A 14,700-nucleotide genomic window follows, 5' to 3' on the forward strand; every position below is an offset into this window, starting at 1 on the left:
ATAACTAGTGAAAGCGAGGATGAAAAGATATGAGCAACAAGATCAGAGTTATCGTATCCGGAGCAGGCGGGAGAATGGGTAAAGAGGTTGTTAAACTTGTGCTGCAGGACGAAGAGTTGGAGCTAGCGGCTGCGGTAGATCGTTCAACGATGGATATCGATGCAGGCCGTCTGGTAGGTCTCGAAGACTCAGGAGTTATTGTAACTTCAGATCTTGAGGCTGCCCTCGCGGGAAGCAACGGAGATGTTGTGGTCGATTTCACTACACCACAATCCGCGTATATGAATACAGTGCTAGCCATTAAATATGGAGTGCGTCCGGTTATCGGTACAACCGGATTCACACCGGAGCAAATTGTGGAACTGGACAAGCAGTGTCAAGACCAGGGGATAGGTGGACTTATTGCTCCAAACTTCTCTATAGGGGCTATTCTGTTGATGAGATTTGCGGCTCAAGCTTCAAAATACTTTCCGCATCTGGAGATTATCGAGTATCATGGTGACCAAAAACTGGATGCTCCATCCGGGACTGCAGTCAAAACAGCAGAGATGATTTCAGAAGTACGGGAAGAGCTTCGTCAAGGAAACCCTAAAGAAGAAGAAACGATTGAGGGTGCGCGCGGGGGTTACTATAATGGATTCCGGATACATAGTGTCCGTCTTCCTGGTGTGTTTGCCCAAGAAGAAGTGATTTTTGGTGGGTTCGGACAATCCTTAAAAATCCGGCATGATTCTTATGAGCGAGCAGGCTATATGCCAGGCGTTAAGATGGGTATTCAAAAGGTTATGGGATATACTGGCTTGATCTATGGATTTGAGCACTTTATAGAATAGACAGGGGAGAACACCATGTTAAAGATCGCATTTATTGCACATGATCGTAAAAAAGATGAAATCGTAAATTTTGTATTAGCCTATGAGCATGTATTTGTAGGTCATGAACTATTTTCTACGGGGACTACTGGCCAACGGATCATGGATGTGACTAGCTTGAAGATTCATCGCTATATGTCAGGACCATTGGGTGGAGATCAGCAAATTGGGGCAATGGTAGCCCAAGATGAATTGGATCTTATTATTTTCTTGCGCGACCCATTAATGGCACAGCCACATGAACCAGATATTACAGCTTTACTTCGTCTATGTGACGTATATGGTATCCCTGTAGCAACGAATATCGCAACAGCTGAGGTGCTTGTGAAGGCGATTGATCGCGGTGACTTTGCTTGGCGTGAACTCGTCCATAAATACAAACCAGGTGTTGATGAATGAAGCTGGACATTCTTGTATTTGGGGCTCATGCGGATGATGCGGAGATCGGAATGGCAGGTACGATTGCGAAGCATACCGCTGCAGGACTAAAAGTAGGTCTGTGCGATTTAACAGCTGCGGAAATGTCCTCGAACGGTACTGTAGAGCTACGCAAGGAAGAGGCACAGCAAGCTGCTGATCTGCTTGGCGTGTCTGTGCGGACGAATTTGGGTTTATCTGACAGAGGGCTGTTTATAACAGAAGAGCATGTGGCCGCTGTGACAGCCGAAATTCGCCGGTTTGCTCCTGCGATTGTTTTTGCTCCTTATTGGGAAGATCGTCATCCGGATCATATTGCGTGCAGTAAGCTAGTAGAAGAGGCTGTTTTTAATGCTAAACTACGTAAATATATGCCGGACAAGCCGGCAGTTCCGGCTCCTCAGCTGTTTTTTTATTTTATAAATGATTTAGGACGTACGGATCTTATTGTAGATGTTACTAAACAATATGGGCTGAAGGAGCAGGCGTTGTCCTGCTATCGCTCCCAGTTCACCAAGCCGCTCGGTGCCGATGCTGTATCCACACCGCTAACGGAAGGTTATATTGAACGTGTTCGTTCCAGAGACATGTTGCTTGGACAGCGGAGACTTATTCCCTATGCGGAAGGATTTGCAACAAAAGTTCCCTATGCAGTAGATCTGTTTACTGCAGGGGATCAAACTATATAAGGTATAGAAGGGGACGGAATATGGATCGTTTGAAAATAGGCATCACTTGTTATCCGTCTCTTGGCGGCTCAGGCGTAGTAGCGACTGAATTAGGAAAACTCTTGGCCGAGAAGGGACATGAAGTTCATTTTATTACACACAGCATTCCGTTTCGGTTAGGGAAATTCCAGAAAAATATATTTTATCATGAGGTAGAGGTTAATGATTATTATGTATTTAAATATCCTCCTTATGATTTAGCACTTGCTACGAAGATGGCTCAGGTTGCCAAAATGCAGAATTTAGATCTGTTGCATGTTCATTACGCCGTTCCGCATGCTGTTTGTGCTTTCCTTGCTAAGCAGATGCTTGGTAATGATATAAAAGTTGTAACGACTTTGCATGGCACTGATATTACGGTACTTGGACAGGATGAATCGCTAAAAGATCTAATCCGTCTTGGAATTAATGAAAGTGATGCCGTAACAGCCGTATCGAAGGATCTCATTAGAGAAACACGAGAAGTGCTGGATATTACGCGCCAGATCGACCTCACTTATAACTTCGTTGATCATCGTGTCTATTATCCACGGGATGTATCGAATCTGCGAGAAGATTTTGCTTCTCCTGAGGAGAAGATCTTGATGCACATCAGTAACTTCCGCCCAGTTAAAAGGGTAAGCGATGTTGTCGATATCTTTGCTAAAGTGAATCGTGAAATCCCTTCACGTCTGCTGCTTGTTGGCGAAGGGCCAGATCTTCCTAAGATTCAAGCTAAGATCAGTGAAATGGGTCTGGATGATAAAGTCCGCTTCTTAGGAAGACAGGATGAGATTGCTCAAGTTATTTCGTTGGCTGATCTTCTTCTGTTACCTTCTGAGAAGGAAAGCTTTGGTCTGGTCGCCCTGGAAGCGATGGCCTGTGGTGTTCCGACTATAGGTTCTCAAACCGGAGGCATTCCGGAGCTCATAGAACATGGCAAGACAGGATTCATTGCTCCAATTGGTGATACAGAAACTATGGCGAAATATGCAATCAAACTCCTATCGGATGATCGCATGGTGGAGCAGTTCAGACAAGCTTGTCTGGAAACGGCCTGCAAAGATTTCTGTAAGGATTCGATTACAAGTCAGTATGAGGATATATATTACCGTGTGCTCGGGCGCAAGGTACCTAGACTGGATACAGTCAGGGGGTAAGGAGTTCGTAATGAAATGGAAAATGGCGCCATCTGCTATGGCTCTTGCGGCGGAAAATGTAATTTCTGAGCTAACGCAAAACGGCCATGAGGCTTTTTGGGTTGGAGGCTGCATTCGCGATGAGCTATTGGGTAGGCCAGTGCATGATATGGATATTACAACTTCAGCAGTGCCGGAGGAAGTGATAGCCATTTTCGCACGCAGTATTCCGACAGGGCTAGCACATGGGACGGTCACTGTGCTTCAGGATGGGCATGGAATTGAGGTGACGACATACCGAACTGAAAGCGGCTATGTCGATCATCGTCGTCCGGACCATGTTGAATTTGTTAGTGATGTGAAGGAAGATCTTCGTCGTCGTGATTTTACGATTAACGCGATATGCTGCGGGCTGGGTGGAGATTTGATTGATCCCTTCGGAGGCGAGAAGGATCTAGCTCTCCGTGTGATCCGCTGTGTGGGTGATGCTGAGGAACGGTTCGATGAGGATGCGCTTCGCATGCTTCGCTGCGTTCGTTTCGCATCGGTGTTAGATTTCTCCATCGCTAAGAATACGTGGAGGGGGCTACTGCGCCAGCGAGATAAGCTGGCGCATATTGCTGTAGAGCGTGTCCGCGCGGAGCTGGACCGCATCGTAGAGGGGCCGCATCCTCGGCGCGGCCTTGCTATGCTCGCGCGCTGCGAGCTGCTCGCGCGCGGCAAAGCCCCGTTCCCCTGGACCGGAACCGATCTGGCGGCTGCTGCCGCCTTAACGGCCGGGATAGGGGAACTGGAGAGCGCCCACCTGCGGTGGGCGCTTCTCCTCCATGCCCTGAAGCAGTCGGCCCAGGAGGCCGATGAGCTGCTGCGGGCATGGACGTTCTCTGGGACGACGCGTACTAGCGTCGTCCAGGTGCTGCGGGTCCGCGAAGCTTGGACCGCTGCCCTGGAGGCTGTGCCGCCAGGGGAACCGGGCGGCACGGATCTACTGCGGCGGCGCTGGATCGCCGCCGTGCTGACCTTCGGCGTGGAAGCCGCCGAAGGGTGGCTCTCGCTGCTGGCGATCTTGCCAGCAGGTGGCCTTCCCGCTGCGAACCCGCCAGCGGTTTCAGAGATTTCACCCGCTGTCACTACCCCAGCGGCGCCAGAGCTTGTAAATGGCTTGATCCATTTGCAAGCTGCAAGAGACTGGATCTCACAGATGCCGCTTAAGAGCTTATCGGAGCTTGCTGTTACAGGCAATGAGTTGGCGAAAGCGCTTGAGAAACGTCCAGGACCTTGGCTTGGCAATATGCTGAGTGCACTTCTGCAGGCGACTGCTTCGGGAGATCTTCTTAACAATAAACAAGAATTGCTGCTTGAAGCAAAAAGGATGGATGGACATGAGCTATGAAAAAGCGCTGTCGCTAACCGGGTTGAAGCAGAAAGCTTCTGATTCGAATTGGCTAGACAGAGTTCAGCTCCTGGAGTCTGTCGTATCTACTCAGGAGGAAGCCAAACGATTGGCGGAAAACGGTGCACCAGAAGGAACAACCGTAATCGCTGAAGAACAGACCGGTGCTAGAGGGCGAATGGGTAGGAAATGGTTTTCTCCTCGTGGCAAAGGCATTTGGATGAGTATTGTATTGCGTCCGAATTTACCTTTGTTACAGACTCCTCAGTTAACACTGCTTGCTGGGGTTGCAGTCTGTAAGGCAATTCGCCGTGTAACCGGAGTAGACGCCGGGATTAAATGGCCAAATGATTTGCTTGCGGGCGGTCGAAAGATATGTGGAATTTTGCTCGAGTCTTCGCTAAGAGAAGGAGAGCTTCATTATTGCATCGCCGGGATTGGAATTTCTGCGAACTTGACTGAAGACGATTATCCTGATCATCTGAAGGAAGTAGCGACTTCTCTTCGGATTCAGCGGGGCGGTGTCCCTATTGACCGTTCGGAGCTGGTAAGAGCTGTACTGAATGAGTTAGAGCTGCATTTCAATCTTTACATGGAACAAGGTTTTAAACCTATCAAAGAGCTGTGGGAGTCGATGTCAGTTACTTTGGGTCGCCAAATCGCTCTGAATAGCCCTCAGGGACGCTCTGAAAGCGTTGTGGTAGGTTTGGATGAGTTAGGTGGACTAATCCTTAAAAACAGCACAGGAGAGATTTCTAGCGTATGCTCAGGTGAAATCGAGCTATTATAAATCTTTTTTATATGACAGGGTGTCATCCCCTGTCATATTTTTTTCGTGTATTTCCGAGTCCTTTTTGTTATACTATGGGGCAGAGGCGGTATCGTTTTGCGAACTGTACTCTTGATCTGATGTACTTATAATGGTTTTATTATTGGAATCACCTTCATAACTGCGTTAGACGGTTACGTTGGATTCTGCTCTGAGCCGTAAGGACCGAGACAGAAGGGACGATCGCGAGTGACTCTTTTTTGCCCTTCGGACCTTTTTAGCAAATCGTTGCTAAAAGGTTTTTTTGTTGCGATTTTTACGGGGATGTAATTTCAAAAAGGAGGACGAAGAGAGAAATGGCAAACAAACAAGCACTTAATATTGTGAAAATGAAAAAAATGAAAGCAGATGGTGAGCGGTTAAGCATGCTGACTGCTTATGATTACCCATCGGCTCTACTTGCTGAAGAAGCCGGTATCGATCTTATTCTGGTGGGTGACTCCCTGGGAAATGTGGTACTTGGATATGATACAACTTTACCTGTTACGATTGACGATATGGTCTACCACACTCGTTCGGTAACTCGGGGCGCACAAAAAACATTCATTGTGGCAGATATGCCATTTATGACCTACCACGGAAGTATAGATGAAACCTTGCGGGGTGTGCGCAGACTGATGCAGGAAGGGCGGGCTCATGCCGTCAAAATGGAAGGCGGTCTCGAAATTTGCGAGACAGTTACTGCGGTTGTAGCTGCGGGAGTTCCTGTGCTGGGGCATATTGGACTTACACCACAATCGGTAAATATGATTGGCGGCTACCGCATTCAAGGTAAGGACGCCAAAGATGCAAAACGTCTGATGGATGAAGCTAAGGCCCTTGAAGCAGCAGGTGCTTTTGCAGTGGTACTGGAGCTGGTGACAGAAGAAGTAGCACAAGCAATTTCTGAGGCACTGAGCATTCCGACCATTGGGATTGGTGCAGGTCGTTATTGTGATGGACAGGTATTGGTTTTCCATGATTTGTTGCGTTATGCCTCACCCTACCGTGAGAAACGTTTTGTCAAAACCTACGCAGATGTGGGTAGCCTGATTCGTGAGGGTATCAGCCAATATGTGCAAGAAGTGAAGGATCGCTCGTACCCAGATGAAGGTCATGTTTTTAAAGCAGATGAAACCGTTCTGGAATCTTTATACGGCGGTGCCGGAAAGGATGGGGAATAAGATGAGAGTCGTCAGAAGCATTAAGCAACTTCGCGAAGCTTTGGAATATATGAGACAAGGTGGACATACCCCGATTGGGTTTGTTCCAACCATGGGATACCTGCATGAAGGACATGCCAGTCTGCTTCGGCGGGCGGGAGAAATGAGCAACACGGTCGTTATGAGCATATTTGTGAACCCGCTGCAGTTCGGACCGAATGAGGATTATGATTCCTATCCGCGCGATGAAGAGCGTGATTTGGAGCTTGCGGAACGCGAAGGTGTCGATATTGTATTTATCCCCAGTGTGGAAGAAATGTATCCGCAGCCTACCCGGACTACTGTCTCGGTATCAGAGCTTACCACTCGACTTTGTGGGGCTTCGCGTCCAGGGCATTTTAATGGCGTGACAACAGTTGTTAATAAACTATTCAATATCGTGCAGCCAGATTATGCTTTCTTCGGGCTAAAGGATGCTCAGCAAGTAGCTGTGCTCCGCAGAATGGTATCTGATTTGAATATGAATGTTGAAATTGTACCTTGCCCTATCGTTCGTGAAGGAGATGGACTTGCACTTAGCTCGCGTAACGTATTCTTATCTCCAGAGGAACGTTCTCAAGCTCTAGTGTTATCTCGTTCCTTGCGTGAAGCACGTCAGTCTATTGAAGAAGGAAAAGTAACAACCGTTGCTGAAGTGCGGGAATTGTTGACCTCGGTTATTTCCAGCTCTCCTTTGGCGGTCATTGATTATGCGGAAATACTGACTTTCCCTAATCTGGAAGGCTTAGAGAACGAAGTTTTATTAACGGATGTAAATGGGGAAATTATTATAGCGCTTGCCGTGAAGTTTGGCAGAACGCGATTAATTGACAATAATGTATTTATTCCAAAGGAGGTTGCCGCTCTTGTTTAGACATATGATGAAATCCAAAATTCACCGTGCGACGGTGACAGAAGCGAATTTGAATTATGTGGGAAGTATTACCATTGATGAGAACTTAATGGAAGCGGCAGATATTCTTGAGAATGAAAAAGTGCAGATCGTGGACAACAATAATGGTTCACGGTTAGAAACTTATGTTATTCCAGGGCCTCGCGGCAGTGGTGTGATCTGCCTAAATGGTGCAGCTGCACGTCTTGTTCAACCGGGAGATACAGTAATTATTATTTCGTATGCGATGTTGTCTTCGGAAGAACTGGAGTCGCATAAGCCAACGGTGGTATTCGTGGATGAGAACAACAGACCAGTGAAGCTGGCTGATCATGAATTGCATGCTACAATCGCTTAAATTATGGACTTACGCCATGTAATGAATGGCAGGGATGAAAGACCCCGTTCTCGCAGAAAATGAAGTCAGGCAAGCTGAACTGATTTCATCTTCAGTAAGGGGGGATAGCCCATGTTTCAACATTTGTTTGCTGAAATGAACAAGGTGCTTCAGGAGATCGTTACAGATTACCCTACAGCGGAGGGTGCCCGCCGGAATGAGCTTTTATGCAATTATAATATGCTGCATCGACTTAGTGATAAAGTGATGGATGAATGGCTGGCCTTTGCAGAGAAGCTAAGTCACTTTCGTGAAAGTGTAGATTTTACGACTGTGGTTGAAGAGGAAGTGCCAGAACAGGAAGCACCCGAGCTGTGCATGGATACTTTTGTTAGAGGTCAGGGGTATTATAAGCTGCTGATGTATGGAAAATGTATTGAACAGTTTAAGGAAGTTATTGTGCAATATCCGGATAGCTTGGCTGCTCGATTATATTTAGCTATCTCTTACCTGCAGGAAGGGGAGGGGGAAGCTGCTTGGAATCATCTGAACCATATGCTCGGTTTGATACGGGAAACCAAGCTGAAGGCAATGGTTTATAACGCTTTAGGTTGCATCAGGGCCTCTCAAGAACGGTTCAATGAAGCGCAGGAGCTGTTTGGCCTTTCTTTGCAACTTGACCCGGCACTTCCTGAACCAACCGTTAATTTGGAGGTTTGCCGCCGCCGAGGAGGTAAGCTTCATTTCGGAAATCAGCTTGTTTCATTATTGTAAATTATTACGTTTACGGTTTATTATTCCGCATTTTCATTCAAGCGATGCATCCCCTGTACCAGTGGTGTGCATCGCCTTTTTTCGCAACTTCTGTTATGCTGATTAAGAGTCTCAATTGAAAGGGAATAGAATTATAATGAAATTTGCCGTGCTTGATTTTGAAACAACGGGAACCCAATCCGTGGGTGAAATTATCCAGGTTGGCCTTGCAATTATAGAAGAAGACCGGTCCATCTCCCGGGTATATGGTTCCTACGTCAAGCCCGGAACGCCGATACCTCCTTTTATAACTGGTCTAACGGGGATTACCGATGATGATGTAAAGGATGCACCTGAGCTGGATGAGATGATGATGGAGCTTGTCCCACTCTTGGATGATGTTGTGCTTGTAGGGCATAATGTCGCATTTGACTTCCATTTTTTGCAAAATGCTTTAGACCGATGTGGGTATTTACCATTTCAAGGGCGGATTTTAGATACGATTGATTTTCTGAAAATCTGCTTTCCTTCCCTCACATCCTATCAACTAGGATCAGTTAGTGCACATTTTGGAGTGACGCACGATCGTCCGCATCAGGCAGACAGTGATGCACTCGCAACTGCTCTTGTATTGCTGAAATGTCTGGAGGAGCTCTACGATTTGCCTCTGCTGACGATTCAGAGACTCTGTGAGCTGTTTACGGAAGAGGATAGTGATCTGGGTTGGTATTTTGATGGTCTACTGCGTGAACGGGAAGCGGAGACGCTTCAGCCCGAAGGTGATCTGACTTTCTATCGTCAATTAGCGCTTGCTGTAGGAGACTGGAACGAATTAGCTCCACCTCGAGACGAGCATGCTGAGAATCCACTACACAATTTATCTTTTACAGATTATATGGATGAAGTAACGAAACGACTTAAGGAAACTTTGCCACAGTATGAAAGCCGAGAAGCTCAGGATATTATGATCAATGAGGTGATGACGGCACTTGCCGAAGACAAGCATCTATTGATCGAAGCAGGGACAGGAACCGGTAAATCCCTTGGTTATTTATTGCCTGCCATATACCAAAGCGTACGCACTAATGAAAAAGTCATGGTCAGCACTCATACTATTAATCTGCAGGATCAATTGCGTGAGCGTGATATTCCTTTGTTAACGCAGGTAGTTCCTTTTCCATTTAAAGCTGCAATTTTTAAGGGCAGAGGGCATTATTTGTGTCTTCGTAAGTTCGAACATAAAATTAATAAAAAAGACTTTATAAGTCCGAGGGAAGATGCGCTTACTGCGGCTCAGATGATCGTTTGGCTGACACAAAGTGAATCAGGAGATGACGAAGAGCTCAATCTAAGTGGACGTGGCGGAGATTTTTGGGAGACGGTGGCAAGCGATACCGATTCTTGTCTGGGTCGCTCGTGTCCTTGGTTCCGTAAGTGTTATTATCATCGGGCTAAGCATGAAGCTGGTATTGCAGACGTGGTCATTACGAACCACTCTAAGCTTTTCGCAGATGTTAAGGCTGGGCATCAACTACTTCCGGCTTATGAACATCTTGTAATAGATGAGGCCCATCATCTGGAGGACGTGGCTGGCAAGCATTTAGGCATGCATATGAAGCATTTCACGGTGGCACATACACTATCGCGTCTTTATAAGGATAGTCGAAATGGCCAACTTCCTACACTTCGCCAAATGCTTCAGTCATCAGGCAGTGAGGAAGCTTCTGAATGGAGCGGAGTGATCGATAGAATCTATCCGGACCTTCTTACCGTAAAAGAAACCTGGGATCTGCTTAGTGATAAACTATTCAGCCTCTTGCCGGAACGCAGCGATGCAGCGGCGGGAGAAGCCGGCCAGTTAGTCATGCGGCTACTTCCTACCCGTAAACCGAAAGATTGGGATGAATTGGTTGCTTTAGAGAATACTATGAATCTGACATTAAGCGAAATTATCCGTAAAGGTGATAAAATGCTTAATGAGATGCGAGATCAAGAAGGACAATCTTCCTCAGATAGCCTAGTTACCGATATTAGCGGCTTATTTAAGGATTTAGCTTCTATACGTGAGCAAGTACGGTTTTTTATGGGATTAAATGATGAGAATGTAGTATATTGGCTGGAGGCGAATGGAAATTATCGCAGTAAATCGCTACAGCTGTATGCCGTTCCTGTTGATGTTAGTAATCAGCTTAAGGAGCTGTTTTTCGACAAGAAGAAAAGTATCGTACTAACTTCGGCGACACTCTCTGTGGATAAATCTTTCCAGTTTATGATTGATAATCTCGGACTTAATGAAGCTGCGGAAGAGGGGCGTCTGATGACATCACTCCTGCCTTCTCCCTTTAAGTATCGGGAGCAGGCGCTGTTAGTTATTCCGCGGGATTTCCCAAGTGTGAAGGGGAGTGTAGGCGATGCCCGATTTGTCGATACACTCGTACAGTCACTAGCAGAAGCAGCTATTACAACACGTGGGCGGATGCTTGTCCTGTTTACTTCTTACAAGATGCTACGCCAGGTTTATGATCCTCTGAAAGAGGCTCTAGCCTCACAAGAGATCACGGTGCTAGGTCAAGGCGTGGAGGGGGGCAGCCGTAGTAAGCTGATCCGCCGTTTTCAGGACAGTGCAGCCTCTGTGCTGTTAGGAACAAGCAGCTTTTGGGAGGGTGTAGATATTCCGGGTGAAGCATTAACATGCTTGGCTATCGTGAGGCTTCCATTTCAACCGCCGAATCACCCCCTAGCGGAAGCGAAGTCTGAGTTATTACAAGCCCAGAAGAAGAATCCGTTCATGAAGTTGTCTGTTCCTCAGGCAGTTATCCGCTTTAAGCAAGGATTTGGAAGACTGGTGCGGACAGCGCAGGATCGGGGTATTGTTATTGTGTATGACACAAGGGTGATCGAATCTCACTATGGGAAGTATTTCCTGTATTCGTTGCCTGGCCCGAAAATGGAGCATATGCTTACGGATCAAATGGTTCCTCGAATAGCGGAGTGGTTGGAGGACGGAGGCGTTTCTTGAAAAGGGCGTCTTCCCTCTAATTAATCACTCTACAATGAAGGGCGGTATAAGAATACCGCTCTTCATTGAGACGAGGTGCAGAAATTTCGATAGGATTTGAACAGAATATCACTTAAATTAGGAGGTAAATTATGAAATCGGATAAAATATCAGAAGCCGTTGTTCGCAGACTTCCTGTGTACTTGCGTTTCCTGAATGATCTCCAGAAACGTGAAATATTAACCGTTTCCTCACAAGAACTAGGACAAAAACTTGATTTGAATCCTGCTCAAATTCGTAAAGATTTAGCTTATTTTGGAGACTTTGGTAGAAAAGGTATCGGGTATGACGTAACTTATCTTATTGAAAAAATCCGTCATATTCTGAAGCTGGATCAACAATTGAATGTGGCTTTAGTAGGTGCCGGTAACCTTGGACATGCATTATCTAATTACAATGCTTATCTGAAAGATACTATGAAGATTACCGCTATATTTGACTCCTATGCACCTAAGGTAGGGCGGAAAATTAACTCTCTTACCGTTCAACCGATGGAGGAGCTTGGTCAGACGGTTCGTGAGCAAGGTATTCGAATTGGGATCATTACTGTGCCTGATTCAGAAGCGCAGAATGTAGCAGATATTCTCATTGAGTCTGGCATTGAGGCGATTTTGAATTTTGCACCAGTGATTCTAAAAACACCATCGAATATCCGGGTTCATGCTGCCGATTTTACAACGGATTTGCAAAGCCTTGCTTATTATTTGAAAGACGGAAAGGAAGAAACCGGAAATGAAGAGCAGTAAAACGATTATTAAGGGCGGGCGTTTTCTTATTCCGGGAACGGATGAGCCGGTTCTGAATGGATATATGACTATTGAAGATGATTTGATCACTTACATAGGAAAAGAAGAGCCTTTAATGGAAGATGATGTACAAGTTGTTGATGGCAGTCGTCTGCTGTTTATGCCAGGTCTGGTAAACACACATGGCCATGCGGCAATGTCATTGCTTCGTGGTTATGGAGATGATTTAGCACTTCAGGTGTGGCTTCAAGAGAAGATGTGGCCGATGGAAGCGAAATTCACTGGAGAAGATGTATACTGGGGAACCTCCTTGTCGGTACTGGAAATGCTAAAAGGTGGTACTACAACCTTCTTGGATATGTATGATCATATGGATCGAGTAGCAGAGGTAGTCGAATTATCAGGCATTCGTTCTGTACTGATGAGAGGCGTAATCGGATTATGCCCAGAGGAAGTACAAAATCACAAGCTTGCGGAAGCGATTTCTTTTGCACGAAATTGGCATGGTAAGGCTGATGGTAGAATTACGACGATGATCTCGCCACACGCCCCATATACTTGCCCACCGGACTTCTTTGTTAAGTTTGTTCAAGCGGCACATGATTTGGATTTACCGATGCATACCCATATGTCCGAGACCAAACGCGAAGTGGAGCAGAATGTGGTGGATTACGGACTTCGGCCTGTAGCGCATTTAGAGAAGCTTGGAATGTTCACACGTCCGTCTATTGTTGCACATGGCGTTCATTTGAATGATGAAGAGATCGAGATACTGGCTCGTCATGATGTAGGCGTGTCTCATAACCCAGGAAGTAATCTGAAACTGGCTAGTGGAGTGGCTCGGGTTACGGATCTTCTAAAGGCTGGTGTGAAGGTATCACTGGGTACAGATGGTGCGGCAAGCAATAATAACCTGGATATGTTTGAAGAGATGCGTCTTGCAGCCCTCATCCATAAAGGTGTAAGTGGTGATCCGACGGCTGTTCCAGCTCCGGAAGCGCTGCGTATAGCTACAGAGTATGGCGCAAAGTCTATCTTTTTAAATGATGTGGGTAGACTCGCTGTTGGCATGAAAGCGGACTTTATCGCGATTGATATAGACCAGCCGCATTTGCTACCACACACAGATCTGTTGTCTCATGCTGTATACTCTGCCAGTGCCAAGGATGTTGAGCATGTATGGGTGAATGGTAAACAGGTTGTAAAACATGGAGAATGTGTAACGCTAGATGAGGAAGCAATCCGTCGTAAGGCGCAAGAATCATTTGATGGACTGCTTAAACGGTAGTCTAAGATCATAACGAATAACTGAAAGGCTGTGACTTTCTGCGATTGCAAAGTTACAGCCTTTTGTGTTTCTGATAATTAGATCATTGAATTGGATATGAAACTTTGGATAAACACACAGGTGTGTTATATAATCAAAAAAGATATATTACTAGAAAGGGAGCTGTACCTTGAAGAAAAGGAAAAAATGGATCCTCCTGGGGTCAGTTCTGATTCTGCTCCTTCTGTTTGGACTTATCCAGTTCTATGCTTATATTATGAAAGATCAATGGAACGAGCGAGATATCGCTAAGGATGTCGCTAAAACCAGTGCTGGTCTGACAGAGGTAACCAAAGCGCAGAAATCCGTGTGGGATGAAAATGCGGTGTACTGGGTCTTAACAGGGAAGAATGAAGCCGGGACCGAGTTGATGGTTTGGGTACGTTTTACTGTAGACGGGAAGTTTGCTGAAGGAACCGACGCAGTATATGCTGAAGAACTAAGTAAAGGGACCTCTGAAGCGAAAATGCGTAGCCTTATAAAAGCCGATCTTCCGGACATCAGCATTGAGCGGTTGTTGCCAGGAGTATATAACGGGGAGTATGCTTGGCAGCTTTTTTATAAACAAAGCGGTCGATATTATTATCAATTTTATCGGTTCTCGGATGGGGCTCAAATGGGTGAAGGTTACAGTTTACCTAGCCGCTAAATTAAACAAAGGCATTATAAGAGAAACAAGCGGACCATTTATGGTTCGCTTGTTTTTTAAAATGACATATTATTTGATATACTATTAGTACACGAACTGTGATATACTATAAGAGTGGATTTATATATTGCGATTTAAAGATTCATACGAAAAAAGGTCTGTTATTTTAAGAGTAACAGCCCTTTTTTTGTCGAATTAAATCAATAAATTAAATAAAATGGAAAGAATTAAAAAATAAAATTTTAAATATCTTCACACTTTTTTTCAATATAGTATATACACCTGTGATATACTACTGTTTGTAATTAGAACAGTGTTAGTAGAACGTCAGGCTCTGGTGAGCTCTTAGCAGCTATGACTTTGGATCATTCTGTTTACATTTTTTCATCTTTGAGAGGAG

The 14,700-nt window shown here is 45.7% G+C and carries 14 protein-coding genes; all 14 read left to right on the top strand.

The window, feature by feature from the left end; all coding sequences use genetic code 11:
- Positions 1 to 29 precede the first annotated feature (29 nt).
- The 14 genes from dapB (at position 30) to ACQKMP_RS11170 (ending at position 14,300) form a co-directional block, all read left to right on the top strand.
- Complete coding sequence (gene dapB, locus ACQKMP_RS11105; protein ID WP_042190132.1) at positions 30 to 833, top strand: 4-hydroxy-tetrahydrodipicolinate reductase; 804 nt, start codon at positions 30 to 32, stop codon at positions 831 to 833.
- A gap of 15 nt (positions 834 to 848) precedes the next feature.
- Positions 849 to 1,271: a methylglyoxal synthase gene (locus tag ACQKMP_RS11110; protein ID WP_042129517.1), complete on the top strand. Its 423-nt coding sequence runs from the start codon at positions 849 to 851 to the stop codon at positions 1,269 to 1,271.
- Positions 1,268 to 1,978 carry a bacillithiol biosynthesis deacetylase BshB1 gene (gene bshB1, locus ACQKMP_RS11115; protein ID WP_042190130.1) on the top strand — a complete coding sequence of 237 codons (711 nt, stop codon included), beginning with the start codon at positions 1,268 to 1,270 and terminating at the stop codon, positions 1,976 to 1,978. The genes ACQKMP_RS11110 and bshB1 overlap by 4 nt, the downstream gene beginning before the upstream one ends.
- Before the next feature lie 20 nt (positions 1,979 to 1,998).
- Positions 1,999 to 3,156: an N-acetyl-alpha-D-glucosaminyl L-malate synthase BshA gene (gene bshA / locus ACQKMP_RS11120; RefSeq protein WP_339242685.1), complete on the top strand. Its 1,158-nt coding sequence runs from the start codon at positions 1,999 to 2,001 to the stop codon at positions 3,154 to 3,156.
- 10 nt (positions 3,157 to 3,166) lie between these two features.
- Complete coding sequence (locus tag ACQKMP_RS11125; RefSeq protein ID WP_427469374.1) at positions 3,167 to 4,528, top strand: CCA tRNA nucleotidyltransferase; 1,362 nt, start codon at positions 3,167 to 3,169, stop codon at positions 4,526 to 4,528.
- Positions 4,518 to 5,318 (top strand): biotin--[acetyl-CoA-carboxylase] ligase, encoded by an 801-nt coding sequence (locus ACQKMP_RS11130; RefSeq protein WP_427469375.1) that lies wholly within the window; start codon positions 4,518 to 4,520, stop codon positions 5,316 to 5,318. Before ACQKMP_RS11125 ends, ACQKMP_RS11130 begins: the two co-directional genes overlap by 11 nt.
- 335 nt (positions 5,319 to 5,653) lie before the next feature.
- Positions 5,654 to 6,520 carry a 3-methyl-2-oxobutanoate hydroxymethyltransferase gene (gene panB / locus ACQKMP_RS11135; RefSeq protein WP_042190123.1) on the top strand — a complete coding sequence of 289 codons (867 nt, stop codon included), beginning with the start codon at positions 5,654 to 5,656 and terminating at the stop codon, positions 6,518 to 6,520.
- 1 nt (position 6,521) lies between these two features.
- Positions 6,522 to 7,412, top strand: coding sequence for a pantoate--beta-alanine ligase (gene panC / locus ACQKMP_RS11140; RefSeq protein WP_339242680.1), 891 nt, complete (start codon positions 6,522 to 6,524; stop codon positions 7,410 to 7,412).
- A complete protein-coding gene (panD, locus tag ACQKMP_RS11145) occupies positions 7,405 to 7,788 on the top strand; it encodes an aspartate 1-decarboxylase (protein ID WP_042129504.1) in 384 nt (127 codons plus the stop codon). The genes panC and panD overlap by 8 nt, the downstream gene beginning before the upstream one ends.
- Positions 7,789 to 7,899: 111 nt before the next feature.
- Positions 7,900 to 8,541 carry a tetratricopeptide repeat protein gene (locus tag ACQKMP_RS11150; RefSeq protein ID WP_149646832.1) on the top strand — a complete coding sequence of 214 codons (642 nt, stop codon included), beginning with the start codon at positions 7,900 to 7,902 and terminating at the stop codon, positions 8,539 to 8,541.
- A gap of 136 nt (positions 8,542 to 8,677) precedes the next feature.
- Positions 8,678 to 11,539, top strand: a complete 2,862-nt coding sequence (gene dinG, locus ACQKMP_RS11155; RefSeq protein ID WP_339242677.1) for an ATP-dependent DNA helicase DinG — start codon at positions 8,678 to 8,680, stop codon at positions 11,537 to 11,539.
- A gap of 131 nt (positions 11,540 to 11,670) precedes the next feature.
- Entirely contained in the window at positions 11,671 to 12,324 is a 654-nt protein-coding gene (locus tag ACQKMP_RS11160; RefSeq protein ID WP_076299589.1) for a redox-sensing transcriptional repressor Rex, read from the top strand.
- The gene (locus tag ACQKMP_RS11165; protein ID WP_042190113.1) at positions 12,311 to 13,612 is read left to right on the top strand and encodes an amidohydrolase; all 1,302 of its coding nucleotides are present in this window, start codon (positions 12,311 to 12,313) and stop codon (positions 13,610 to 13,612) included. The genes ACQKMP_RS11160 and ACQKMP_RS11165 overlap by 14 nt, the downstream gene beginning before the upstream one ends.
- A 169-nt stretch (positions 13,613 to 13,781) precedes the next feature.
- Positions 13,782 to 14,300, top strand: a complete 519-nt coding sequence (locus tag ACQKMP_RS11170; RefSeq protein WP_339242675.1) for a DUF5590 domain-containing protein — start codon at positions 13,782 to 13,784, stop codon at positions 14,298 to 14,300.
- Positions 14,301 to 14,700 lie beyond the last annotated feature (400 nt).

It is taken from the genome of Paenibacillus sp. NPDC101420, from assembly GCF_050277435.1.
Lineage (GTDB): Bacteria > Bacillota > Bacilli > Paenibacillales > Paenibacillaceae > Paenibacillus_AQ.

What these genes read in the sequence shown, in the direction of transcription:
- dapB (WP_042190132.1), top strand. Translation starts at nt 30, where the DNA reads ATGAGCAACAAGATCAGAGTTATCGTATCCGGAGCAGGCGGGAGAATG.
- ACQKMP_RS11110 (WP_042129517.1), top strand. Translation starts at nt 849, where the DNA reads ATGTTAAAGATCGCATTTATTGCACATGATCGTAAAAAAGATGAAATC.
- bshB1 (WP_042190130.1), top strand. Translation starts at nt 1,268, where the DNA reads ATGAAGCTGGACATTCTTGTATTTGGGGCTCATGCGGATGATGCGGAG.
- bshA (WP_339242685.1), top strand. Translation starts at nt 1,999, where the DNA reads ATGGATCGTTTGAAAATAGGCATCACTTGTTATCCGTCTCTTGGCGGC.
- ACQKMP_RS11125 (WP_427469374.1), top strand. Translation starts at nt 3,167, where the DNA reads ATGAAATGGAAAATGGCGCCATCTGCTATGGCTCTTGCGGCGGAAAAT.
- ACQKMP_RS11130 (WP_427469375.1), top strand. Translation starts at nt 4,518, where the DNA reads ATGAGCTATGAAAAAGCGCTGTCGCTAACCGGGTTGAAGCAGAAAGCT.
- panB (WP_042190123.1), top strand. Translation starts at nt 5,654, where the DNA reads ATGGCAAACAAACAAGCACTTAATATTGTGAAAATGAAAAAAATGAAA.
- panC (WP_339242680.1), top strand. Translation starts at nt 6,522, where the DNA reads ATGAGAGTCGTCAGAAGCATTAAGCAACTTCGCGAAGCTTTGGAATAT.
- ACQKMP_RS11150 (WP_149646832.1), top strand. Translation starts at nt 7,900, where the DNA reads ATGTTTCAACATTTGTTTGCTGAAATGAACAAGGTGCTTCAGGAGATC.
- dinG (WP_339242677.1), top strand. Translation starts at nt 8,678, where the DNA reads ATGAAATTTGCCGTGCTTGATTTTGAAACAACGGGAACCCAATCCGTG.
- ACQKMP_RS11160 (WP_076299589.1), top strand. Translation starts at nt 11,671, where the DNA reads ATGAAATCGGATAAAATATCAGAAGCCGTTGTTCGCAGACTTCCTGTG.
- ACQKMP_RS11165 (WP_042190113.1), top strand. Translation starts at nt 12,311, where the DNA reads ATGAAGAGCAGTAAAACGATTATTAAGGGCGGGCGTTTTCTTATTCCG.